At 63.5% G+C, this 24,579-nt stretch carries 20 protein-coding genes; 5 read left to right on the top strand and 15 right to left on the bottom strand.

Annotated elements, in window-relative coordinates; translation table 11 throughout:
- Positions 1-48 precede the first annotated feature (48 nt).
- The gene (locus AC54AG_RS24230) at positions 49-747 is read right to left on the bottom strand and encodes a UPF0149 family protein (RefSeq protein ID WP_034759318.1); all 699 of its coding nucleotides are present in this window, start codon (positions 745-747) and stop codon (positions 49-51) included.
- Between the two features lie 103 nt (positions 748-850).
- On the opposite strand from AC54AG_RS24230, the gene AC54AG_RS24225 reads away from it, so the two are divergent.
- Together AC54AG_RS24225 and AC54AG_RS24220 are read left to right on the top strand one after the other, a co-directional pair.
- On the top strand, positions 851-1,864 hold the full coding sequence (locus AC54AG_RS24225) for a serine/threonine protein kinase (RefSeq protein ID WP_034759315.1): 1,014 nt from the start codon (positions 851-853) through the stop codon (positions 1,862-1,864).
- A 125-nt stretch (positions 1,865-1,989) separates the two neighbouring features.
- Positions 1,990-4,425 carry a coiled-coil domain-containing protein gene (locus AC54AG_RS24220; protein WP_496631766.1) on the top strand — a complete coding sequence of 812 codons (2,436 nt, stop codon included), beginning with the start codon at positions 1,990-1,992 and terminating at the stop codon, positions 4,423-4,425.
- 10 nt (positions 4,426-4,435) lie between these two features.
- Here the strand turns inward: AC54AG_RS24220 and AC54AG_RS24215 are convergent, their stop codons facing one another.
- From AC54AG_RS24215 to AC54AG_RS24165, 11 genes are all read right to left on the bottom strand, one after another.
- Positions 4,436-5,389: a hypothetical protein gene (locus tag AC54AG_RS24215; protein WP_496631765.1), complete on the bottom strand. Its 954-nt coding sequence runs from the start codon at positions 5,387-5,389 to the stop codon at positions 4,436-4,438.
- A gap of 224 nt (positions 5,390-5,613) precedes the next feature.
- Positions 5,614-5,988 carry a DUF8785 domain-containing protein gene (locus tag AC54AG_RS24210; protein WP_034759290.1) on the bottom strand — a complete coding sequence of 125 codons (375 nt, stop codon included), beginning with the start codon at positions 5,986-5,988 and terminating at the stop codon, positions 5,614-5,616.
- Positions 5,989-6,021: 33 nt separating this feature from the next.
- Positions 6,022-7,260 carry a TerD family protein gene (locus AC54AG_RS24205; RefSeq protein WP_496631764.1) on the bottom strand — a complete coding sequence of 413 codons (1,239 nt, stop codon included), beginning with the start codon at positions 7,258-7,260 and terminating at the stop codon, positions 6,022-6,024.
- On the bottom strand, positions 7,257-8,243 hold the full coding sequence (locus AC54AG_RS24200; protein WP_496631763.1) for an HpcH/HpaI aldolase/citrate lyase family protein: 987 nt from the start codon (positions 8,241-8,243) through the stop codon (positions 7,257-7,259). Before AC54AG_RS24200 ends, AC54AG_RS24205 begins: the two co-directional genes overlap by 4 nt.
- Complete coding sequence (locus AC54AG_RS24195; RefSeq protein ID WP_496631762.1) at positions 8,236-9,342, bottom strand: cysteine protease StiP family protein; 1,107 nt, start codon at positions 9,340-9,342, stop codon at positions 8,236-8,238. Before AC54AG_RS24195 ends, AC54AG_RS24200 begins: the two co-directional genes overlap by 8 nt.
- Entirely contained in the window at positions 9,339-10,091 is a 753-nt protein-coding gene (locus AC54AG_RS24190; protein WP_034759274.1) for an HAD family hydrolase, read from the bottom strand. The genes AC54AG_RS24195 and AC54AG_RS24190 overlap by 4 nt, the downstream gene beginning before the upstream one ends.
- Complete coding sequence (locus AC54AG_RS24185; RefSeq protein WP_072456304.1) at positions 10,069-11,226, bottom strand: phosphoribosyltransferase domain-containing protein; 1,158 nt, start codon at positions 11,224-11,226, stop codon at positions 10,069-10,071. Before AC54AG_RS24185 ends, AC54AG_RS24190 begins: the two co-directional genes overlap by 23 nt.
- Positions 11,223-12,260, bottom strand: coding sequence for an ATP-grasp domain-containing protein (locus tag AC54AG_RS24180; RefSeq protein ID WP_496631761.1), 1,038 nt, complete (start codon positions 12,258-12,260; stop codon positions 11,223-11,225). Before AC54AG_RS24180 ends, AC54AG_RS24185 begins: the two co-directional genes overlap by 4 nt.
- A gap of 94 nt (positions 12,261-12,354) precedes the next feature.
- Positions 12,355-13,071, bottom strand: coding sequence for a TIGR00266 family protein (locus tag AC54AG_RS24175; protein WP_034759265.1), 717 nt, complete (start codon positions 13,069-13,071; stop codon positions 12,355-12,357).
- A gap of 201 nt (positions 13,072-13,272) precedes the next feature.
- Positions 13,273-13,848: a TerD family protein gene (locus tag AC54AG_RS24170; protein WP_034759261.1), complete on the bottom strand. Its 576-nt coding sequence runs from the start codon at positions 13,846-13,848 to the stop codon at positions 13,273-13,275.
- Between the two features lie 101 nt (positions 13,849-13,949).
- A complete protein-coding gene (locus AC54AG_RS24165; protein ID WP_331778922.1) occupies positions 13,950-15,032 on the bottom strand; it encodes a DUF475 domain-containing protein in 1,083 nt (360 codons plus the stop codon).
- A gap of 247 nt (positions 15,033-15,279) precedes the next feature.
- On the opposite strand from AC54AG_RS24165, the gene AC54AG_RS24160 reads away from it, so the two are divergent.
- The 3 genes from AC54AG_RS24160 (at position 15,280) to AC54AG_RS24150 (ending at position 20,345) form a co-directional block, all read left to right on the top strand.
- Positions 15,280-15,705, top strand: coding sequence for a divergent PAP2 family protein (locus tag AC54AG_RS24160; protein WP_070300871.1), 426 nt, complete (start codon positions 15,280-15,282; stop codon positions 15,703-15,705).
- Between the two features lie 239 nt (positions 15,706-15,944).
- Positions 15,945-17,120 (top strand): efflux RND transporter periplasmic adaptor subunit, encoded by a 1,176-nt coding sequence (locus AC54AG_RS24155; RefSeq protein WP_034759252.1) that lies wholly within the window; start codon positions 15,945-15,947, stop codon positions 17,118-17,120.
- A 3-nt stretch (positions 17,121-17,123) separates the two neighbouring features.
- Positions 17,124-20,345 carry an efflux RND transporter permease subunit gene (locus AC54AG_RS24150; protein WP_496631760.1) on the top strand — a complete coding sequence of 1,074 codons (3,222 nt, stop codon included), beginning with the start codon at positions 17,124-17,126 and terminating at the stop codon, positions 20,343-20,345.
- A 78-nt stretch (positions 20,346-20,423) separates the two neighbouring features.
- On the opposite strand, the gene AC54AG_RS24145 is transcribed toward AC54AG_RS24150, so the two are convergent.
- The 3 genes from AC54AG_RS24145 to AC54AG_RS24135 form a co-directional block, all read right to left on the bottom strand.
- Positions 20,424-20,801 (bottom strand): hypothetical protein, encoded by a 378-nt coding sequence (locus AC54AG_RS24145; RefSeq protein ID WP_496631759.1) that lies wholly within the window; start codon positions 20,799-20,801, stop codon positions 20,424-20,426.
- Between the two features lie 237 nt (positions 20,802-21,038).
- Positions 21,039-21,962, bottom strand: coding sequence for an SAM hydrolase/SAM-dependent halogenase family protein (locus tag AC54AG_RS24140; protein ID WP_496631758.1), 924 nt, complete (start codon positions 21,960-21,962; stop codon positions 21,039-21,041).
- Between the two features lie 17 nt (positions 21,963-21,979).
- Positions 21,980-24,493 (bottom strand): TonB-dependent receptor plug domain-containing protein, encoded by a 2,514-nt coding sequence (locus AC54AG_RS24135; RefSeq protein WP_496631757.1) that lies wholly within the window; start codon positions 24,491-24,493, stop codon positions 21,980-21,982.
- Positions 24,494-24,579: the final 86 nt, after the last annotated feature.

Raw genomic sequence — 24,579 nt, 5'->3', positions numbered from 1 at the left:
GGCGCTGCGCCGGCAGGACGCCGGCGCAACAGGGATGCTACTGCGCGATTACTCGGCTGCCGGCTCGGCGCCGCAGCATTTCTTGAACTTCTTGCCGCTGCCGCAAGGGCAGTCGTCGTTGCGGCCCACTTTCGGCTCTTCGCGCTTCATGGTTTGCACCGGTGCCTTGCGGCGCGGGACCCAGAAACGGTGGATGGCCGGCAGGTTCGCTTCCAGTTCCTGCGCCAGCTTGTGCGCCTTGACCGGGTCTTCCACCAGTTTCAGTTCTTCTTCCTTGATTTCGTCGGCGCCCAGCAGGTAGATTGGCTGCATCAGTTCGGCCACTTCGGAATCCCAGATCTCGTTCCACGAGCCCGGACGCAGTTCCATGCCGTCCCAGAAGCCCCAGCACCAGGCTTCGGCGTCGATCAGGGTCTGGCCTTCGTAGTCGTGTTCGACGAACAGCGCTTCGAACTCCTTCGGCGCCACTTCGAATGTCACCAGCACTTCGTTCATGAAGCGCATGATCAGGTTGACGATGCGCTCTTCTTCCTTGCTGTTCTTGAACTTCGGCGCGTCGTTGACATCTTCGCCCCACACGCGCGGCAACCACTCGGCCGGCATGATCGGTTCCGGACCGATGGCCACGGCCGTCAGATAGCCGTGCAGCATATCCATGGTCATCGCGTCTTCGGAGCACCGGTCCGACAACAGGAATTGGTCTAATTCGTCAAATTCTTTTTCTGATAATGGCTGTTCGAGTTGCATGGCTTGCTCTTTGATTGAATGTAAGGCGCCAGTATACGCCTTGCTGCGGCTTGCCGCCCAAGTGTTTGCACCGGCGGCCCGCGCGCGCCTTACAATGTCGCTTATGCACAATGAAAACCAGCCGCACGAGGACGACCGGCCCGTCCATCCCTTTTCCGCCCTGAGCCCCGATTGCGTGCTCGACGCGCTCGACAGCGTGGGGCTGCGCGGCGATGGCCGCCTGCTGGCCTTGAACAGCTATGAAAACCGCGTCTACCAGGTGGGCATCGAAGACAGCGCGCCGCTGGTGGCCAAGTTTTACCGTCCCGCGCGCTGGAGCGATACGGCCATCCTGGAAGAGCACGCGTTCGTGTCCGAGCTGGTCGAGCGCGAAATCCAGGTGGTGCCGGCGCTGGAAATCAACGGCAGCACCCTGCACCAGTACCAGGGCTTCCGCTTTGCCGTCTTCCCCCGCCATGGCGGCCGCGCGCCCGAGCTGGACGACCCGGCCACGCTGGAATGGATAGGGCGCTTCATCGGCCGCATCCACGCCGTCGGGGCGCTGTCGACCTACAAGGAACGGCCGGCGCTCGATCACCAGACGTTTGGCGTCGAACCGCGCGAGTTTCTATTGGAAGGCAATTTCCTGCCGCCCGAGCTGCTGGCCGCCTATTCCAGCGTGGCGCAGCAGGCGCTCGACGGCGTCAAGCGCTGCTATGACCGCGCGGGCGACGTGGCCATGCTGCGCACGCACGGCGATTGCCATGGCGGCAATGTGCTGTGGACGGACGCCGGCCCCCATTTCGTCGATTTCGACGATAGCCGCATGGGACCGGCCATCCAGGACCTGTGGATGATGCTGTCGGGCGAGCGCAGCGACCAGGTGCGTCAGATGAGCGACATCCTGGCCGGCTACGAAGACTTTTGCGATTTCGACCCGCGCCAGTTGTACCTGGTCGAAGCGCTGCGCACCCTGCGCTTGATCCACTATTCGGCCTGGCTGGCGCGCCGTTGGGACGACCCCGCCTTCCCCGTCGCCTTCCCGTGGTTTAACACGCAGCGTTATTGGCAGGACCGCATCCTGGAACTCAGGGAGCAGGTGGCGTTGATGGACGAAGCGCCATTGTGGCCTGTTTGACCTAAACGCCCGAAAAGGGCGGTAAAAGGCGCTCTTCTTGCCGCGCTGATTTGTGCATGCCTGTTCGATAATGGTGCTAATAAATTCCTAGAAGCAACGGAATTCACCCGAACAAGCGAGAAATCATGCAAGCACAGCAAAATCAGCGCCAGGCCGCCTCCCTCACCGTCGCGTATTCCGCCGACGACGAGTTCGACCAGGACAGCATCGTCTCGCTGCATGATTTCAAGGACCTGGAAAGCAAGGCGGAAGCGCCTGCTGCCGCCATCACGCCCGCACTGCAAGCCGAACCGCAGGCCGAGGCGGCAGTCGAAGCCGACAGCAAGGCGCCCGCCGTCGAACGCCAGAAAATGGAATTGAAAGCCATCCACGAGGCGATTGCCCGCGTGGAAGCGGAAGCGAAAGCTACCTGCGCCGCCGAAAGCCGGGCCCTGGCCGAGGCGCGCGTGCGCTCGCTGGCCGAGGATCGCGCCGCCATCGACGCGGCCGCCGCCGCCGCCGCCCAGCAAAATGCGCAGGCAGCCGAAGAAGCGATTGCCGCCAACCGCGAACGTCTCGATACCATGCGCGCCGCCGCGCAAGCGAGCGTGGCCCGCCTGGAAGCCGTCAAGCAGGAGACGGCCGAACTGCGCGCCCGCGTGGAGTCCGATAACGAAATCCGCCTGGCCGCCGAACAGCGTTCGCGCGCCGAGCAGGAAAGCCGCTTGCGCGCCAGCGAACAGGTGGCCGTGCAGTCGGAACTGGCCGAGCAGGCCGCCCGCGCCGCCGAAGAATTGCAAGTGCAGACGGAGCAGGCGCGCCTGCAGGCCGTCGAGCGCGTCGCCGCCGTGCAGGCGGCCAAGGAAGAAATGGTGGGCATCGCCTCGGCCGATGCACGAGTGGCCGTGCTGGCGCGTGAACGCGAGCGCCATGCGCACGGCGCGCGCCAGACGGCGCAGATGCTGGCCGAAGCGGAAAGCGAAGCGCTGGACTTGACGGTGCAGCGCGAGCGCGCCGACCAGATCGCGCTGGAATCGGCCTTCAACCGCGCCGCCGCCGAAGTGCGCGCCCTGGAAGAAGCGCGCGCGCTGGCGCACCTGGAACAGGAACGCGAAGCCATCGCCTTGGCGCAGGCGGAATCGGAACGTCATGCGGCGCAATCGCTGCGTTTGCGCCTGCAGACGGAAAAGGAATTGCGCGACGCGGCCATCCACCGCGAGCGCCTGGAAATGGTCGCCGTGGCCAGCGCGCAGGCGCGCCGCGATGCCGACGTGCGCATCCTTGCCGCCACCGAGGCACGCATCGAGGTGGACCGCCAGCTGCGCGCCGTGGCGCTGGCCCGGGTGGCCGCCGAACAGGATGCGGAAATCGCCGGCCACGCCAAGCTGGAAGCGGAAACGGCGGCCCTCGAAGAAACCAAGGCACGCGAAGCGGCCGAGCAGGCGGCCGCCGTGGCCGCCGCCCGCGAACTGGAAGAGCAGCAGCGCGCCGCCAGCCTGGCGCAAGAACGCGCCGAACTGGCGCGCCAGGCATCGGAACTGGCCGCCAGCCAGAATGAAGCCGAGCAAGCCGAAGTCGATGCCGGCAAGGCGACATTGGCTGTGCAGGAGCAAACGTCGCAACTGGCGCAGGAAAAAGCCCGTCAGGCGGAGCAGCTGCTGCAAGCGGAGCAGGAACGCCTGGCCGCGGAACAAGCCGCCATCGCCGCCTTGAAAGAAAAACTGGAAGCCGAAGCGCTGGCATTCAACGCGGCGCAGGAACGCATCGCCGCCGAAGGCGCGCAAGCGGAACTGCTGCGCGGCCAGCACGCGGCCGAACAGGCTTTGCGGGAGGCGGCGCAAAAGGAGGCCGACGCCATCCGCATCCTGATGGACCAGGCCCTGGTCGAAGGCGAAAAAAAGGCCGCCGCAGCGTTAGCCGTGCAGGCGCAGGCGCGCCTGGCCGTGGAACTGGGACAGGTACATAGCGAGCGCGCCCGCGTGGAAGAAGACAAGGCGCAAGCGGCCGATGCGCTGCTGGCGTCCGAGCGCGATTTCGTCGCGGCCGAACGCGAGTCGCTGGCCCTGATCGCGCAAAAACTGGTGCAGCAGCGCCAGACCAGCAGCGCCGAAGAGCGCGCCTCGCAAGCCATCGCTGGCCGCCTGGAAGCGGAAAAGCAGGCGACGGCAGCCGCCGAAACGCGCGCCGCCATGGAACAGCAGGCGCTCGACGCCATGCGCCAGCGCGAGCAGCTGGAACTGGCCGCGCAACAAGCGGCCAGCGAGAAACTCGACGCGCAGCAAGCTTTGCTGGCCAGCGCCCAGGCCCATGCGGCCCTGCAGCGCAAGGCGGCCGAGACGACGCGTGCGATGGCGGCCGCCAAGCAGCAATTGCTGGAACGGGAAATGGAGCGCGCGCAGCAGCAGGAGCGCGAACTGGCCGCCCTGCGCGCCAGCCTGGAGCAGCCGCAAAGCGCGTTTTCCAGCTCCCTGACCGCCGCCCGCGCGAAAGCCGAACAAGTCAGCTCGGCCAGTTTGACGCGGGAAGTGATCGAGAGATTGACGCAGCCGAATGACGCGGGAGCCGTGTGGCGTTCGCGCTAGGCTGGAACGTTTAAAACTTCCTGCCCACGCCCACCAGCAACACATCGGCATCGCGGTGGTAATCGGTTACCACCCGGTTCCACGCCACTTGCGCCAGCCAGTGACGGTTGACGTGGTAGCGGGCCACGGCTGACAGCAAGCCTGTCAGGCGCGTGTCGTGGCCCTGGGTGTCGCGGCCGTCCCAGGCCACGTAGGGCCCCGCGCCCATGCCGAATTCCACCTTTTCATTGAGCGAGCGGATCAGCCACAGCTGGGCGGCCGCGCCGCGCCGGTGCGCCAGCGCCGTGCTGCCTTCGTCGATGACGGTGGCGCTCCAGTCCACGTATTTTCCCGCTGCGCGCCGGTATTCCAGGGTGAACGGGCGCGAGGATTCGGAGCGGAAGCTGTTGACGATGGTGTGGCCTGTCGATAGGGTCAAGGTATCGTCGTATGCCCAGTTCTGCAGGTGCAGCTTGGCGCCCGGCACGCCGTCATAGCGGTAGCCGGCGCCGATCAGCAGGTGCGTGGTGGTGTCCTTGCCGCTGGGGCGGATGCGGTTGACCTGGGCCAAGGCATACCAGCGGTTGTCGAATTGCCAGCGCGCCTGCAGGCTGGCGATGGAACCCCAGCCGTGGTCATTGTCGAAATTGTGCGGCGCTTCGTCCGTCTTGGCCGTGTCGAAGAAAAAATAGCGGCCGATGCCGGCACCCAGCATCAGTCCCTGGTCCACGTTTTTCGTGCGCAGCCACACCTGGCCCGCCATGCCGTCGCGGTGATGGTCTTCCGGATGCCCCTCGTTGATATACGACAGGCTCACCGCATTGTAATTGCCCACCGGCTGCGTGTAGCTGATGGCGCCGACAAAGGTGCGTTCATTGGTCGAGTGCACTTTCAGGGCGCCGGCCATGCCGGAGATATCCTGTGCCCGGGCAGACAGGGGGAGGGCGGCGGCCAGCAGGGCCAGGACGGTGTATGGCAGGCGCATGACGTTTCCAGTGACAGAGGTGAATACACGCTAACGGTCGTCTGGCGGAGCATCATGCGATTGCGCAAGTATCTTGCACATTGGCTACATTTATGGACTGTACCGGCCAGAACTCATCACAAGTGTATAAGAAAGTGAGAATGTGTGAGGCGCGCCAGCGATGAGGCGGGAGGGAGGCGCCGGCCTGGAAGGGCCGGCCGGCGCGATGCTGCGAAATTGCGGTGTTACTGGCTCAATACGACTTTATCGGCAAAATATTCCGTCTCGCCGAAGCATTGCGTGGGCACGCCCTTGTGCTGGCTGTAGGTGACGAGGATGCGCTTGCCGGCGGCGGCCGTCAATTGCTTCGCCACGTCTTCATCGCGCACGCTGAACTGGAATTTTTCCGGAATGGTACCCGGCAGCGCCGTCAGCAGCAATTCCCCCTCCCATGTCTTGCAGATCCAGCCCCGCTTGGAGAACTTTTGCAGGTAGCCCGCCCGTTCGCCTTCCGAGTACGAGAAGCTGAGGGCCATCCACGTGTAGGCTGCCAGCAGCAGGAAGCCGGCCACGAGGAAGATGGCAAAGGCGAAGGTGACTTTTTTGGTCGTAGGGGTCATGTTAGGGGGTGAATTGTTTAGTTGGAGAAAGAGTTAGTCTTTCCGTCCGGCTTTCCAGTTCAAGCCAAAGTTATATCTTTCGTCCATGGCCTGGTGCGCCGTGATTTTACCTTGGCCGCCGAAGTATTCCACCAATTTTGTCACCTGCAGGTTGCCGCCGTGGTTTTCCAGCATGGCGATGGCGCACATGGCGTGCTGGCTGTCGCTGTCGAGGCGCACTTCCACTGTAGGCTGGCCTGGAATCTCGATCGTCACGACGCCATCGGTGGCGGCCCAGTTCGGCACGCCTTCGTAGATGAAGGCGTAGACGAGCACGCGCTTGATCTGGTCGAAATGGGTGCCGTTGATGAAGATGTTTTCACCGCTGCTGATGCTGCCCGTGCGGTCGTCGCCTTCCAGATGGATGTAGGGCGGACGGTCGTAGGCGCCCCAGCTGTTGCCCAGCGCCTGCACGGCGCTTTTGCTGCCATTGCTCATTTCAAACAGGCAGCCGATATCGAGGTCGATGCCGCCCGAACGGCCGGCCGGCTTGTTGAACAGCTTGCCCAGGAAGCCCGTGTCCAGTTTCGATGCGGGCGCTTGCCCTTGCGACGCGTTCTGGTTCCAGTTCAGGTTGACCTTGATGCGGCCATAGCCGCCGCTGTCGCGCTTGTCGAGCGAGATCTTGTCGCCGCGCTTTTCCAGGCGGATTTTCGACAGCGAGATTTTATTCGCCGCAGGCGGGGCCGCTGGCGTGGGGACTGGAGCCGGCGCAGGGGAAGACGAAGCGGCCTCGCTGCCGCCAAAGTGCTTCAGCAGGGCCGACAGGCCACCGGCGAAACCCTGGCCCACGGCGCCGAAGCGCCAGCTGCCGTCGCGGCGATACAGTTCGCCGATGATCACGGCTTTCTCGTCCTGGAAGTCATTGCCCGTGAAGGCAAACGTGGCCGCCGGGCCCAGCGCCATGCTGGAGTTGCCCAGCGCGCGCATGCTGCCCTGTTCCGTCGCCGCCGTGAATACCAGCTTGTCGATCGAGGCGGGCAGGCGGGAAAGGTCGACCTGGAAGGTGGAGCGGGGACCGTTCAGCTCCACCGTGACGGCGTTGTCCGGTGCGCTTTTCTGGTTGTAGAACACCATGTAGCGGTCGTCCGACAGCTTGCCGGCCGCATCGACGCCGAAGCAGCTGACGTCCACTTCCATCGAACCCGAAACGATATCGAGCGTGACGGCAAACGGGCCGTTCAAGCCCAGGTCCGCCAGTTTGCCTTTTTGTCCGCGTGTGAAATTGGTCATGGTCGTGCAATCCCTTCGTCGCTTGAGAGTTGAGTCAATGAGGTAGTCGGATGGTGCGCGGCGGCGCCATCGGCCGCATGGCGGATGCCGAACAGGCGCGCCTGCTCGATGATGCGCAGCGCCCAGCTGGAATGGGTCGCCACTTCGCACATCGATTCCTGCATGCGGAACACGGCCGGGCTGTCCGGGTCGATGATGCGCAGCGCCAGTTCGATGTCCGATTGCGCCACCTGGTAGTGGCGCTCGATCTGCGGCACCTGGTCCGGGTGGATGGCGGTCTTGGCGATCATGCCGTGCGCCATGTCCTGCGCCACTTCGGCGTCGAGCCAGCTGCTCTGCGACAGGTGCTCGAAGACAGGCGCCGTCAGCTGGAAGCCGTGTGGCTTGAAGATCGTCACCAGGCGGCCGATGACCTGGCCCAGCGGCGTCTGGTAGATGGTGCCGCTGGTCGGGCGGCGTAATCCCAGCAGGGCCAGCAGATCGTTGCCGCCGATGCGCAGCGCCAGGATGCGGCGCCGCACTTCCGGCGCGGACAGGATGATGCGGAACTGCTTCATTTCCTCGTCGTCGAACACTTCCGCCGTTTCCAGGGTCGGCATCAGCAGATGGTGCGTGTGGCGCACCAGCTCGAAATACGCGTTGAAATTGCTGCGCGTGGATTTCGGCAGCACGAAGCCGCTCAATTTGTCAGCGCCCGGCATGGCCAGCACGCGCGCCAGCACGTCGAGATTACGCACGCGCACGAAGCGCAAGGTATCCGATTCGTCGCACATGTTTTGCAGCGCCAGCGACAGGTTGAACAGCGCGTAACTGAGGTCGCGTTCCGCGATGGCGTCTTCGGTGCAAAGGATCACCGAGCGCAAATGGCTGAATTTGTCGCCATTGGCGATCGCCAGCAAGTCCTTGTGCGTGGTCGGCACATACATGGAGGCGCCGAGCGCCGCTTTATGCTCGCTTTGTGGGTGTAGGGAGTTGTTATCCATCGACTGCGCTCCTGATAAGGGCGACCGCCTGGTAAGGCAGCGCCGGTTCTACTGTGACGGGTATGGCTTTTTCCTGCGCCAGAAGCAGCAAATGTGCCACGTCCGGCGCATTCGTGTCGCGCACGATCAGGCGCTCGGGCACGCGGCGCAGCAGCACGCGCGTCGCTTCGCCGATGCCGGGCTTGATCAGATTGATGTCGCTGATGCCGTATTCCTGCTGCGTGGCAGCCATGTAGGCTTGCGAGCGGGCCGCCATGGCTGGCGCATCGCTCGCTTCGGCCAGCGGCACGCCGCTGCTGGCGGCAATGGCCACGGCGTCGGCCACCAGGCCGTCGGCGAAAGCGCGCGACTGGTCGTGCTGCTCGAATTGCGCGTAGTACACGCAGCCGTGGAAGTCGCCGGGGGCTATGGCTTCGTTGAGCACGGAGCGGCTCACGAGCCCCGAGACGGTGGCATTCAGAATGCTCGACGGGATCAGATAGTCGCTGGCCGAGGCGGCGCAGGCGGCCGTGCCGGCCAGGTCGGACAGCACGAACAGGCCGCCGTCGATCGCCGTGCCATGCGCGGCATTGAAGTCATTGACCGTCTGGCGCAGTTCGCGCGAAATCACGCCCTTGCCCGTCCAGCCGTCGACGAAGACGAGGGAGTCGGCTGCATGGCCCTGCGCCAGGATGTGCTGCAGGGCGTTCGCATCGATGCCGCGGTCGCGGATGATGGAGACGGAATAATGCTGGCATTCGCGCTGGAACACCTGGCGCAGCAAGTGGCCCAGGATGACGCCCACGGGCGTGCCGGCGCGCGCCAGCGACACCAGGGTGATGGAACCCGTGCGGCGCGCCGCGATCAGGGCTGCCAGGCGCAGGCAGTCGCGCGCCATCTGCAGGCGGTTGGCCGCAAACGCGCTCTGGAACAGGGCCAGGTAGGCGGGCGAAGGCAAGGACTCGGGCGACAGCATTTCGCTGTAGTGGCGCTGGCCCGACTGGATCAAACGCTCTTTTTCGGCCAGGTCGAGGATGGGTTCTAGCGCCATCGGCGTGAGCAGAAATTCCACGTCTTCCTGGCGGTAGCTGCCGCTGAAATGCTGCGTGCCTTCGGTCATAGCGCCGCCACCGTGAGTGCCGCCAGCTGGGTGCCGTTGGGGATGATGGCGTAGTCGCAGGCGGCCATGAAGCGCGCGTCCGAACGGCTGTCGCCCATGCCGAAGCTGACGATGGGGCCATGTTCGGCTTCCAGTTCCGCGCGCAGGTAGGCCACGGCGCGGGCCTTGTTCAAGGTTTTCGGCAGCACGGCCAGGTTGTTGCCGTTGCGGTGGATGAAGTAGTCGGAACCTTCGGTGGCGATCCACTGCTGCAGCACCTGCTCTTCGATGTCGGCCAGGCGTTCGCCGCGCGCTTCATGGTCCTTGACGACGATGTAGAACGGCGTGTTGTAGTCTTCGATCAGGCGCGCGCGCGAAGGCATGCCCGCCTTGGCCTGGAAATCGTCGATGATGCGCATGGCGTCCCGCAGGCCGGGCAAGGCTGTCTGCATGTCGTTCTGCATCAGGGCCAGCCAGCCCGCATCGAGCGCGCCGCCCGGCTGCAGCACGATGCCGCCGTAATCGAGCACGCTGTAGCTGGTAAACGGCAGGTCGACTCTGCGGAAGGCGTCGCCATTCCTGGCCGTGGCGGGTATCAGGGTCATGCCGCTTTGCGCGAATTCAAAGAAGGCGCGCTGGCGCGCCGTCGTAAACGAACAGGCGTCGCCATTTTTCAAATAGGCGGCCGCTTGCAGGTCGGTCTCGCCCGGGCATTTTTTCGGGGTCTGGAACAGTGTGTCGTCCAGATCAACAAACAGGAATTTCTTCAATTTTGGTCTCTGACTGAAAGTGGAACAGGCGGCCGTTCAACTGGCCGGCGAGTTGCATGAGGGCCGGGCTGGCCGGGGTTTCATGGCAGATGAAAACGTGCTGGTACTGGCCAGGCGCCACGTTGTACAGGTAGTTGGCGATGCCTTCGCCGTAGTTGTCGTCGCAGTTGACGATGTGGCCGACGGAGCCCCACGACAAAATCGGCGAGCGCGTGGTCGATTGCACTACGACGTTCTTGCCCAGCGCTTCGAGTTCGCGCGCCAGCAAAAACGAAGGGTGCATGAATTCGCCCGTACCCAATACGAGCACGGAGTCGCCGGCACCGATTTCCTGCGCCAGCTGCACGGCCAGGCCTTGCGGCGGCGCCAGGGCGCGCCCCACGCCGATGCGGCCGAACGCGGGGCTGGCGCCCCGTTCCGCATTTGCCTCGAAGCGTTGCGCGCTGGCCGCCACGGGAGCCGGCGCGTCGCCGGCCTGGAATGCATACTGGCCGGAGAGCGCTGCGCCGATGCTGGTGGGCAGGCCGAAACGCTCGCTCAAGCCCGCGTTGGCGGCCTGGCCCATGAAATTGGTGATCACGCCCAGGTGCAGTTTTTCCAGCTGCGGGTAACGCGCGCGGCACACTTGCACCAGGTTGGCGAAGGTGTTGCCGGTCGACGCTTCATCGTCGATCAGTACCAGGCTGCGCGCCGTGGAAAACAGGGCGCTGGCCGCGTCCGACAAATGCAGGAACTGGCGCGGCGCGTGGCTGTGCGATTCCTCGAATTCGAAGAAGGGCACCGTGCCCACGCGGTAGCGCGAGCTGTGCAAGAACAGGGCCTTGCCATTCGGATTGGCGCGCAGCCATGCCTCGAACACGCCCTGGCCCAGGCCGACGGCCGTTTCCGCCATGGCGATGAAGACGACGGGACCGGGCAGGCTGGGAGGAATCTGCGCGGCCAGGTCGTCGTGGATGGTTTGCATGGCGCGCGGCGTGACGGGCCAGTGCTTGCCCAGCACCTTGGACAGGAACAGGAAGCCGCGCTTGGCGTTGGCGCGCGCGGCAAAGCCGATCAGCCAGTCCAGCGGAAAGCGCGCCTCGTCCACTGTCAAGGTCAGCTCGCCCGTGGGCATCTGCTGCTTGACGATGTTCATGGCAGCTCCACGGCGTAGGCGGCTTCGCCCACGCGCATGCCTTCCTGGACGGCGGGCACGGTGAGCTTGTCAAAGCCCTGGTCGAAACCGGCCAGCGCCAGGTAGGGCAGGTTGGGGCCGGCCGCGCAAGCCATGCCGATGCCGCCCGACATGCGCGGGTTGATCTCCAGCAGCGCCAGGCCATGCGCGCCTTCGCGGAGCTGGATGTTGAAGACGCCATTCAGGCGGTAGTCGCGTGCCAGTTTCTCGCAAGCCGCCAGCAGGTCGTCGCGCAGTTCGATCAGCTGGCCGCTGCCGCCGCCATGCAGCTTCTTGCGCGGTACGGCGCAAACGAGCTTGCCCTGGTCTGCCACGCAGTCGGCGCTGTATTCGTGGCCGTCGAGGTATTCCATCAGCAGCAGTGTCTTGAACGATGCCATCTGCGCCAGGCCCGCGCGCAGCTCCTGCGCATTGATCTGGTAGGCGGCGCCGGCCAGCAGCAGCTGGGCGCTGGTGCGCTCCTCATCGAGAATGGCAAAGCCCAGGGCATACACGGATTCGGACGGCTTGATGCACAGCTTGCGATGCAGCGGGCGCAGTTCGGCGTAGGCGGCGTCGTATTCGGCGATGGTGGTCACGGCGCGGTAGTCGGCCGGGCGCGCCATCGGCAGGTCGAGACCGTCGCAGAAGCGCGCCTTGTCGTGCATCAGGGTCAGGGTGTCTTCGCTTGCCACGCTGAGCACGCGCGTGCCGATGGCGGCGAAGCGCGCGCTGGCGCTGCCGATCAGGCCCGCTTCCTTGCCGGGCCAGAAAATCGTGATGCCCCGCTCGCGGCAAAATTCCAGGCACCACTCGACATAATTGAGGCCTGTGAGGCCCGACGGTTCGACCGCGTATTCGTGGGCCGACAGGAAGGCGGCCGCGTGCGCGTTCGTATTGCTGCACACGATGTGATAGCGGGGGGCGCCGTTTGTCGCGGCCATGTCGGCCTCGCGGATCAGACGCATGGCCGTGCCGACCGAGGAAAATGTTTTGTTGAACCAGACTCTTTGCATGTACGGGGACCGGGTGGAAATAGGGAAGCCGCGCGCAGGTGCGCGCGCGGGGATTCTAAACGACCAGACTTAACCTGGCCTTAGAAGGAGGAAATCAGCCGGCTTTGCCAGACGCTGTCCACTTCAGGAACGCGTCGCGGTTGCGCGAGCAGATGAAGACCTTGCCCGAGCCGGAAAAGCGCAGCACGATGCCTTCGCCGCTGGTCACGCTGTTGACGATATTGCCGAGGAAGCCGCCGATGCCGCCGCCGCTCGCGCCGCCGCCCGTGGTCACGGAAATCTCGTATTTCAGGCTGCTGTCCCAGCAGACGACGTGGGAATTGTCGATCACGACATCCTTGCCCGGCTCGACGTCGAGCTGGAACATGGAGCCGAAGCCCGACACCACCACTTGTCCCGTGCCGGCCGTCTCCATGACGAAGAAGCCGCCCGACTGGGCGAACAAGGCGTTGCCGATGCTTTGCGTGCGCACCTTCATTTCCGTGCCCGAAGTGGCGGCGACAAAGGCGCCGTCGTTGAGCAGGTACTGGCGCGCGCCCACGTCGACCACTTCGATGGCGCCCGGCAGGGTGGGCGAGAGCAGGCAGTCGCCGCTGCCGCGCACCGCTTCGATGTGCTGCTGGAAGAACGATTCGCCATTCGCGAAGCGGCGCATGATGGCGCTGCCCAAGCCGCCCGTCATCTTGCCTTTCAAGTCCAGCGCCGTCTCCATCATCACCATCGCATCGGATTCGCAATAGATGGTTTCGCCCTGCTTCATGCTGACGTGCAGGAATGGATCGACGTCGCCGGTGACACTAAATACTGGCATGATAAATCTCCAAAAAAAAGCCGCCTGAACTGTGCAGGCGGCAGCAATGATATGACATTAAGATAATTCACCTCGGAAAACCGTAGCGAGCAAGCTCGATTTCGGGTTAAGTCGCGCAGCTGTACGGAGGTACGGGACCGCCGAGGTAGCGAGCAACGCAGGCCCGAAAGTGAGCGGCGCAGTAGGTTTAACGAGCGTGAATTAGGCGTTGACGCCGAACGAACGGGCTAGTGGGCCCAGGCCGCCGTTGAAGCCTTGGCCGATGGCCTTGAACTTCCATTCGCCGTTGTAGCGGTAGATTTCGCCAAAGATCATCGCCGTTTCCGTCGAGCTGTCTTCGGACAGGTCGTAGCGGGCGATTTCTTTTTCGCCTTCCGCGTTCAGGCAGCGGATGAAGGCTTTCGAGACCATGCCGAAGTTCTGGCGGCGCGCGTCGGCGTCGTGAATGGTGACGGTGACGCTGATGCGGTCGATGTCGGCCGGCACGCGCGACAGGTCGATTTCGATGCGCTCATCGTCGCCTTCGCCTTCGCCCGTGGTGTTGTCGCCCGTGTGGACGACGGAACCGTCGGTCGACTTCAGGTTGTTGTAGAAGATGAAGTCAGAGTCGCCACGGACTTTGCCGTCGCTTTTCAGGAGGAACGCGCTACCGTCAAGGTCGAAGGTGGCGCCGTCCGTCGAACGAGGATCCCAGCCGAGGCCGACGATGATCTTCTTCAGGTTCGGTGCTTCCTTGCTCAGGTTGACGTTGCCGCCTTTTTGCAAACTGATTGCCATGTGGTGCTCCTTTTCAATAATTGACTCAAACATGCCTTCATGGGATGAGCGCCAGGGCGCTCGTGCCATTACTTTTTCAACTGGGGGCGAAACCCCCGATTTCAAGCTTCTGCCGCGTGCCGTTTGCGATAACGCAGCGATGACCACAGCGAGACGAGGATGAAGGCCACGCCGGACAGGCCCGTGAACCATTCCGGAATATGGTACTTGACGGATGCCAGCATGATCAAGGCGAGGATGCCGATCGCATAATGGGCGCCGTGCTCGAGGTAGACGAATTCGTCCAGGGTACCCTTGTGTACGAGGAAGACCGTCATCGAGCGCACGAACATGGCGCCGATGGCCAGGCCCAGCATGATGATGACGACGTCATTGGTGATGGCAAAGGCGCCGATCACGCCGTCAAAGCTGAACGAGGCGTCCAGCACTTCCAGGTACAGGAAGCCGCCGATACTGCCGCGCGCCACCGTTTTTACCAGGTCGCCATTGCCGTTTTTGGCCGGCGCGGCGCCTTCTTCCGCGTCATCCTGCAAGTCCGGTTCGCCTTCTTCCAGCAAGCCGCTGATCCAGTTCACGCCGATGTAGACGGCGATGCCGACGATGCCCGAAGCGAGCACGCTGTATTTTTCGTCCACGGGACCCATCGCCACGCAGGCCGCTACGGCGCCCATGGTGATCAGCACGGCCAGGCTTTCGGTGCCCAGCGCGTTGACTTTTTCCTCGGCCCAGCCCAGCCAGTGCAATTCCTTCTCGTCGTCGAACAGGAAGTTCAGGAAGACCAGCAGCAGGAAAGCGCCGCCGAAGGCCGCCACTTGTGCATGGTTGTCCGTCAGGTGCTTGGCATACACGTCCGGCGTCGTGGTGGCCATGGTCCACACGTCGACCAGGCCCAGGCCCGTGGCCACCGATACGATGACGAGCGGGAACAGCAGCCGCATGCCGAAGACGGCCACGAGGATACCGACCGTCAAGAACAGTTTTTGCCAGAACTCATTCCAGTGGCGCAAGACCGAGGCGTTGACGACGGCATTGTCGAACGACAGCGACACTTCCATGATGCCCAGCACGCCCGTGATCCACAGCGCCTGGATCATGCCGGCCATGCCGCCATGGCTGTAACCCCACCAGCCCGACACCGCCATCAGGATAAAAGTGACTAAAAAGGAAATTCTGAAATGCCGCATGAGGACCCCGTTGCAAGTATGAAGACGTTTGATTATCCGCGCCGCTGTGCGCGCCGCACTCAGTGTTGATATACGTCAATTGTTGTATATGCCATGATTTTATATGATCGCCGTCGCTGGCGGCGTTTTTATGGCATGGCGAAGGACGGTTCTGCTAACGCGGTTGATCTGCGATAATTGCGGCGCGCCTGTCTGGCTGCCGCAGCCCCAGACACACTCTCTACATATATATAAGAAGGAATACCCCGTGGATATCGCTTACCTCGTCACGCCCCTGATCGCCTGGATCCTGGTCGGACCGATCAAATTTCTGATCAACAGTGCCCGCACGCGGCAATGGGCGTTCGGCCTGGTCGGCAATGGCGGCTTTCCCAGCAACCATAGCGCCGTCGTGTCCAGCATGGCCACGCTGATCGCCTTGCGCGAAGGCATCGGTCATCCCGCCTTCGGCGTGGCCGTGACGTTGGCCTTCATCGTCATCATCGACGCCAACAGCCTGCGCCAGCACGTGGGCAAGCAGGCGGCCGCCATCAACCGCCTGGCCAAGGAAGCGGGCAGCGCCGCGCACAAGACCTTGCGCGAGCGCATGGGCCATACCCTGGTGGAAATCGCCGGCGGCCTGTGCACGGGCGTGGCGATCGGTTTCCTGATCAATTACGTGTTTGCCCGCTAAGTTCGCTTTTCCTGAAACGCAAAACCCCGCTTCAAGGCGGGGTTTTGCGTTTCAGGGCGTAAAAACTACGTTTCATCCATTGATTAAAGCGTTACAGGAAACGGCCGATTGACATGCCCGGATGCGCTCATGGATACTTTGGCGCTTGTGGTTTTAATAAAAATAAATGCTTGCTATCGCCTGCAGCCCTATCCGGGCCGCCGGGACGGTCGTGGCGCTATCTATCCGGAGAATTACCCATGTTGCGCAAAACCCTGTTTGTTCTGGCAATCGCTTCTGCCTTGGCCGCTTGTGGCAAAGAGTCCAAAGATCCTGGCAAAGGCGCTGGCAAGGATGGCAAGGAACAGGCGGGCGCTAGCGTCAATCTGCTCGTGTCGCCGGAAGACTTGCTGACCATCCAGAGCAATGCGCTGGCGTCGGGCCCTGTCATCACCGGCTCCGTGCAGCCCGAGCGCAACGCGGACTTGCGCGCCGAAGTGTCGGCCGTGGTGATCCAGGTCCTGAAGGAAAATGGCGAAGCCGTGAAACGGGGCGACGTGCTCGTGCGCCTGGACGAAACGGCCATCCGCGACAGCCTCAATTCGGCCGAAGAAGCGAGCCGCGCCTCGAGCCAGGTGCTGGAACAGTCCGAACGCATGTTCCAGCGCATGAAAACCCTGCGCGCCTCGGGCATGACGTCGACGCAGGCGCTGGAAGATGCGGAAATCCGCCGCAACAATGCACAGAGCGATCTGTCCGCCGCGAAGAGCCGTGCCGCCCAGGCCCGCCAGCAGTTGCAGCGCACCCTCGTGCGTGCGCCGTTCGACGGCATCGTGAGCGAGCGCAAGGTATCGAATGGCGATACGGCGCAAATCGGCAAGGAATTGATCAGGGTCATCGATCCGACCAGTATGCGCCTCGAAGGCCTGGTGTCGGCCGACAAGATCGGCGTCGTCAAGGTGGGCCAGCCCGTGCTGTTCCGCATCAATGGTTATCCGGGCCAGGATTTCGCGGGCAAGGTACGCCGAGTCGATCCTGCCGCCAACGCCGTCACGCGCCAGGTGGCCGTGCTGGTCGATTTCAACGACAAGGAACAGCCGCGCGTGGCCGGCCTGTATGCGGAAGGGCGCATCGAGACGGAAACCGTCAGCGCGCTGATGATCCCCGATTCGGCCCTGGTGAAGGCGGGCGACATCACCTACACGTGGAAAGTCAAGGACAAGGCCTTGCATAAAGTCAATTTGCGCATCGGCGCGCGCGACGTACGCACGGGCCAGTGGGAAGTGCAAAGCGGCCTGGCCAGCGGCGACACCGTGCTGCGCACGCCGGGCTCGACCTTCAAGGATGGGCAGAAAGTGGAATTGACGGCAGCCAAGGCCGTGCCCGCCGCCGCCGTGGCCAGCAGCAGCGCCGCCGTTGCCGGTAAAGGAAACTAAGCCATGTTCCTTTCCGATTTCAGTATCAAGCGGCCCACCGCCACCATCGTCCTGATCCTGGCGATGATGTGCGTCGGCTTGCTGGCGCTCAAGAAACTGCGCGTCAACCAGAACCCGGACGTCGAAGTGCCCTTCATCGTCGTCAGCATTCCTTACCCTGGCGCCTCGCCCGACACGGTCGAGCGCGAAGTGGTGAACCGCCTGGAAAAGTCGCTGCAAAGCATTTCCGGCGTAACCGAAGTCAACAGCGATTCGAATGAAGGTTCGGCCAGCATCTTCCTGAAGTTTTCCTTCAATACCAATTTGATCGAAGCGTCCGACAATATCCGCAATGCGATTGCCGCCGTGCGCTACAAGTTGCCGACAGAAATGCGCGAGCCTATCTTGCAGCGCATCGACCCGGCTGCCGAGCCGATCATGCAACTGGCGCTGTCGTCGAATTCGCAAAGCCATGCGGAAATCTCGCGCCTGGCCGAAGACGTGCTGTCGGACCGTTTCCGCACCGTCGATGGCGTGGCGCTGGTCAACGTGGGCGGTTCGCTCAAGCGCGAACTGTCCGTGCTGCTGCGGGCGGAAAAATTGCGTGAATACAATGTATCCGTCAGCGACGTCGTGACCGCCTTGCGCAACCAGAACACGAACGCTCCTGTGGGCAAGGTGCGCGGCACCCTGGACGAGAAAAGCATCCGCCTTGTGGGCCGCATCGAGTCGCCGTCCGATTTCGAACAAGTGGTGATCAAGCGCCGCGGCGAGGAAATCGTGCGTCTGGCGCAAGTGGCCACCATCGAGGATGGCTTTGCCGAAGTCAACAGCCTGAGCATGCGCAGCGGCAAGCCCAACGTGGGCATTTCCATCACTCGCGTGCGCGACGCGTCCACCGTCAGCGTGGCCAACAAGATCCGCGACATGGTGGCGGAAATCAACAAGACCTTGCCGAAGGGCACTTTGTTGCAAGTGACGCGCGACGGTGGCGAAAACGCCCAGCATAGCTTGAACAACGTGATCGAATCGCTGGTGCTGGGTGCCGTGCTGACGATCTTCGTTGTCTACGCTTTCCTGAACTCGTGGCGCTCGACCCTGATCACGGCGCTGAGCCTGCCCACGTCCGTGATTGCCGCCTTCATTGCCGTGTGGCTGTGCGGCTTTACCCTGAACTTCATGACCCTGCTGGGCCTGTCGCTGGCCATTGGCGTGCTGATCGATGACGCCATCGTCGTGCGCGAAAACATCGTGCGCCACATGCAGATGGGCAAGGACCGCCGCACGGCCGCGCTGGAAGGCACGGCCGAGATCGGCATGGCCGTGGCCGCCACGACCTTCTCCATCATCGCCGTCTTCATCCCCGTGGCCTTCATGCCCGGTATCTCCGGCGAATGGTTCCGTCCGTTCGCCTTGACGGTGACGTGCTCGGTGCTCGTCAGCCTGGGCATCTCGTTTACGCTCGACCCGATGCTGTCGGCCTACTGGGGCGACCCGGTCGAGGAACACTCGGCACCGAAAAAAGGCATCGGCCGCGTGCTCGATAAATTCAACCACTGGTTCGATCATCAGGCCGACCGCTATGGCCGCGTGATCGCCTGGGCCCTGCATCACCGCCGCTGGATGGCCGTGATCGCCTTCGGCAGCCTGGTGGGCGCTATTGCTCTGCACTACACGCATGGCGGCACGAGTTTCTTGCCGGCATCCGATTCGGGCAACCTGATGATCAATGTGCGCACGCCATCGTCGAGCAGCATCGAGTATTCGCGTCTGAAACTGGAAGCGGCGGCCGTGCTGGCGCGTACCTTGCCTGAAACCAAGGATACCAACAGCTCCATCACCGCGGGCGGCGGACGAGTGTATGTCGACATCGGCAAGCGCAACACCCGCAAGCGTTCGGCCAAGGAAATCGCGGTCGAACTGCGCGAGAAGATGTCGCGCCTGGTGGGTGCCGAATACGTGGTGCAGGATGACTTGAGCAACGGTTCGCAAAAGCCGATTCAGGTGGAATTCACGGGCCCGGATTCGCGTAAACTGATGGAAATCACGAATGCCTACATGGACAAGCTGCGCGCCATTCCTGGCGCTGTCGACGTGGGCTTGTCCGAGCAGGATCCGAAGAACGAGCTGCAGATCGAACTCAACCGTGGCCTGGCCAATTCGATGGGTATTTCCGTCAATGACGCGGCGCAATCGTTGCGCGTGGCGTTTGCCGGTGTGGAAGTGGGCGACTGGGTCGATCCGACGGGCGAAACGCGTGACGTGGCCGTGCGCCTGCATCCCGACGACCGTGTGGCATCGGAAAACATCGAGCGCCTGCCGATCAGCGTGACGGGCACGTCGCAAATGGTGCCGCTCGACCAGATCGCCACCATTACCATGGGCAAAGGGCCGTCCGGCATCGAACACAAGAATGGCAAGCGCACGATCACCGTGTCGGCCAATGCGCAGGGCCGCTCGAACGGCGAAGTGACGAGCGACGCCATGAAGCTGGCCAACTCCATCGACTTCCCGCCCGGCTACGGCCTGGCGCTCGGTGGCGCGGGCCAGGACCAGCAAGAGCTGTTCACGGAAATGCTGATCGCACTGGTGATGGGTATCGGCCTGATGTATTTGATCCTGGTGATGCAGTTTGGTTCATTTACGGCGCCGGTGGCCGTGATGATGTCCTTGCCGCTCAGTTTGATCGGCGTGGTGGTGGCGCTGGTGATCACGAACAACACCCTCAACCTGATGAGCTTTATCGGCATCATCATGCTGATGGGCCTGGTCGCCAAGAACGCCATCCTGTTGCTCGATGCGGCGCGCAAGCGCGAGGAAGAGGGCCATGGCCGCGAAGACGCGCTGATGTATGCGGGCCGCATGCGTCTGCGCCCGATCCTGATGACGACGTTTGCGCTGATCGCCGGCATGTTCCCCGTGGCGCTGGGCCTGGGCGAGGGCGGCGAATTCTACCGTCCGCTGGCGATCGCAATCATCGGCGGCACCATCACCTCGACGATTCTGACCCTGCTGGTCGTGCCGACCTTCTATGACAGCATCGAGATCGCCCGCGATGGCGCCGTGGCCAAGTTCCACCGCCGCGCCGCGCGCATGCCTGTGGCCGTGGCCATGATCCTGACCTTGCTCGAGTGCGTGCTGACCCTGCTGATGGTGCGCTTCGTCTACCGCATGCTGAAGAAGGCCGTGCTGTTCCTGATGGGACGCCGCACACCGAAAGCGGCGCCGGTCAGCCTGCAAAAGTAATACCGGGCCACGGCGCAGCTTTCGCTGCGCCGTGGTATTGCAAGAGCCTTCTGCGGAAGGCTCTTTTTTTGCCTGCGCTTAACTGCTGCGCGGCGGCGTGGTGGTACCCGTACCAGTGCCTGTGCCCGTACCTCCGGTGCCGGTTCCCGTGCCCGGCGTGGTGCCGTTGGGTTGCGTGGTTGGCGGCGTGGTCGTGCCATCGGGGTTGGTCGTGCCTGGTGTCGTCCCCGGCGTCATGCCGGGTGTCGTGGTATCCGGCGTGGTGGTGCCCGATGTGCCGCTGGTCCCGCTTGTTCCGCTGGTGCCGGGTGCGGTTGCCGGGTTCGTCGTGTTCGGCGATGTGGTGGCACCGGTGCCAGTGTCGGTGTCGTTACGTTTGTTGCATCCGCCCAGCAGCGCACAGACGATGGCGCTACCGAGAACGAGCTTGCTGGTGGTCAGGAGTGGAGCCGTCATGATTGTTCCTTTTCAGTGGAATGCTGTCGTGGAAAAGCATGCCTTGCCAGATGGCGCATCTGGAACAAGGCTGGCATCGTTTGCAAAATTTAGAGTAGGCAGGTGGGCGCAGGTTCACCACAATTACAAATGAGCGGCGTTGTGGGTGCGCGGAGAGCGTTTGGTTTGACGTAGCGCAAACCTGCAGTAGCAAAATTTGAAACGGCCAGGACTGTGTGTCCTGGCCGTGGACCATGCTTATTTCGACGGAGAAACCTTGCTCACTTCCACTTCCCAATCCACGCCCGACTCGACGTGGTGTTTGGCGGCAAAGTCGCCCTGGCTGATGGCCACGGCCACGTCGAGCAGGCTGTTCAGGTAGACGAGGGGCTTGCCTTTGGCCACGCCGCCAAACGTGTGCTCGAACGGCGCCGTGATCTTGGCTACTTGCTTGCCCTTGTGCAGGATGCGCACTTGCAGCGGATCGTGCAGTTTCACCTGCAATTCGTCGAGTAGCGATTTAGGGATATTCGTCCACACGTTGCCATACTTGACGTCGAGCACGGGCACAATGCCGCGGATGGTATTGCCGTCGCGTACCGGTTTCTGATACACGATCTTGACCACGGATTCGCTCGGCAATTGTGGGCCCACCTGTTCATAGCGGATGGCGCCCGAGGCCAGGCGCGCGCCCACGTAGGCGTACACGTCGCGGCCATGGAAGGTGTAGGACTCGGCGGAGCCCGCCAGGCGGTTGACCTTTTCATCGATTTCGCGCAGTTCCGCCACGCCGTCGCGTTCGGCGATCAGGGTGAACAGGCCATTGTCCGGCCCCACGAAGTAGCGTCCACCCTTGGTTTTCAGCACCACCGACTTGCGCGCCGTGCCCACGCCCGGATCGATGACGGACACGAACACCGTGCCTTGTGGCCAGTAATTGGCCGTCTGGTACAGGCGGTAGGCGCCCAGCCAGATGTCGTAATCGGGAATCTGGTGCGTCAGGTCCGAGATGGTCAGCTGGGGATCGACGCCATAGGCGACGCCATGCATGGCGGACACGGCGCCATCGGCCGTGCCGAAGTCCGTCATCAGCACCAGCGGTGCGGCGGCCTGGGCGGCGGACAGCATGAGGGCGCTCAGGCAGGCGCCGGCGACGAGGTGGGATATTTTCTTGATGATCATGGGTTCTTTCCGTGGCGTTAAAAGGTGTAGTTCAGCTTGGCGTAAAAGTACGCGCCATTGACGCCGATGGGGTTGATGAAATTGTAGGGCAGGGCGCCGCCATACGTGGCGTTATTCGTTTCCCGCACGCGCTGCGGATAGCGGTCGAGGATGTTGTTGCCACCCACGCTCAAGGTCAGCTGCTTGCTCAGTTTCAGCTGGCCTTCCAGGTCCAGCGACCAGACGGCGCCGAAGCGCTGTGCGGGGATGCCGTCGATCAGGGGCGCATCGCTGTCGTACGAAAAATCTTTCAGCTCGCCAAAGCGCGTGGCGCGCGCCTGCACGCCCCAGCCGGCCGCCTGCCAGTCGGCGCCGAGTATCAATTTGCTGTTGGGGGACGCATGTTTGATGCGGAACAAACTCGTCTCCGTCAGCAGGGTCAGACTCGGATCGATATTGGCCAGCGCAGCGGAACTCTGGCGCACCTTGTCGAGGCTGGTCTTGTTCAGGTTCAGCGCCGCGTTCAGGTTCAGTTTGCCTGACGTGAACGCCAGGTCGTGGTTCAACACCACGTCCAGGCCGCGCGTAGCGGTGTCGAGCAAATTGGCCAGGTAGGCCACGGACTGGATGTCGCTGCGGCCATTCGCGGCCAGGTAGGCCGTGACGGCGTCGCTTTGCAAGTCGCTCGAGCGCGTGATGCGGTCGCGGATGCGGATCACGTAGGCGTCCACCGTCACGCTGGTGGCGGCGGCCGGTTTCCAGGCCAGGCCCAGCGAGACGTTGGTCGATTTTTCAGGTTTCAGCTGTTGTGCGCCGAAGCTGCGCGCCAGCGGGTCGCCGGCCGGCAGCAGGGCCGCCGTTTGCAGGGCCGTGCCATCGGCGTTGAAGTTCAGTGTGGCGAAGCGGAAGCCCGTCTGTACGAGGGCCGGTGCGCGGAAGCTGTTCGACAGCGAGCCGCGCACGAGGAAATTGTCCGTCACTTTGTAGCGCGTGGACAGCTTGCCCGTGCTGGCGCTGCCGAAGTCGCTGTAGTGCGAGTAGCGGGCGGCGGCGCCCACCAGCAGGCGCGGCGTGAGATCGCTTTCCACGTCCGCATACACGGAGCGGATCTGGCGGCTGCCGTCGTAGGCGTCCGATGGGCGCAAGCCCGGTCCCGCCTGCGCGCCCGGTGGCGCGTCCGTGAAGCTGCCGGCCGCATACGAGGCTGGGTCGCCGGCCGAGCTGGTGTAGGTTTCGCGCATCCATTCGGCGCCCACGGCCACGCTCAAGGGGGCGGGCAAGCCGATGTCGATGGTCCGCGTGGCATCGACATTCAAGGCGTTCTGGCGGAAATCGAAGCCGGCCAGGCTGAAGCGCGTGGGGCTGGCCGCGCCCAGTGAAGCGTTGACGGAATGGCTCACGCCGTAGTCAAAGCGGTCGCTGCTGTGGCGCGCGCTGGCGTCCCAGTTCCATTCGCCAGCGCTGCCGCGCACGCCGGCCACGATGCTGAGGTCGCGCTTGTCGCCGTTGGTGACGGGGCGGTAGCCGTTCGGATACAGAGCCGGTACGTTCGACGGGTCGCCCGGATAGCGGAAGTAGGCGCTGCCGTCGGATTTGCGCTCGTTGAGGGTGGCAAACGAATACAGATCGAGGCCGTTGGCCAGGGTGAGCTGGGTGTTGTAGAACAAATAGTTGTTGCGCTGGCGCGAGTCGCCCGACTTGAACACGACCTTGCCGTCGAGCGCCTGGTCGGCCGGCGTGAAGTTGTAGGACGTCCAGCCCGCGTCGCTGGGGCCGGCCCGTTCCGTGGGCGAGCGGCGCCGTGTTTCCGCGCCGAAGCGGAAGAATCCCGCCTCGCCCAGCGGCACGCCATAGTCGGCGTTGACGATGACGGTCTGGCCATCCGTCAGGGTTTGGTCGGTCGGCTCGAAATGCGTGTGGTTGGCGCCGTAGCTGACGGAAGCGGCGCCGCCCGTGCGCGCCTTTTTCAGCACGATGTTGATGACGCCCGCGACGGCGTCGCTGCCGTACTGGGCGCCGGCGCCATCGCGCAGGATTTCGATGTGGTCGATGGCGTTGGGCGGAATCGCATTGATGTCGACCGGCACGGTGCCGGCAAAGCTGCTTTCCGTGTCGAGCACGGCGCTCGTGTGGCGGCGCTTGCCGTTGATCAGCACCAGCACCTGGTCGGGCGCCAGTCCCCGCAACTGGATGCCGCGCACGGAGTCCGACGCGCCGCTCGACTCGATGCGGGGGAAGTTGATCGACGGCGACAGGTTTTGCAGTGCCGCGCCTACGTCGCCCGTCGACAGCGCATTGCTCACTTCGCGCGCGCCGAAACGGTCGATGGGCACGCTGCTGTCGAACACCGTGCGGTTGCGCGCGCGCGAACCGACGACAGTGACCTGGTCGATGCTGGCGCTGGCCGTTTCAGCGGCGGTACCTGTGCTGGTGCTGGTTTGCGCGTCCTGTGCCCAGGCGGGCGCGGTGCCCAGCATGGCGCAGGCCAGCACGATGGCGCGCAGCGGCGTGGCGGGAAGGGATGGGGAGGCGGTTGAATGGCGCGGATACAAGGCGGTGTCCTTTGGGCTCGATTAGTGTTCGTATGGAAACAGTTGCAATGAGCTTAAGGGAGGCGCCCGCCGGCGCTAACGATTCT

This window comes from Janthinobacterium sp. BCJ23, from assembly GCF_059617945.1.
This window is presented reverse-complemented; position numbering and strand designations above follow the sequence as displayed.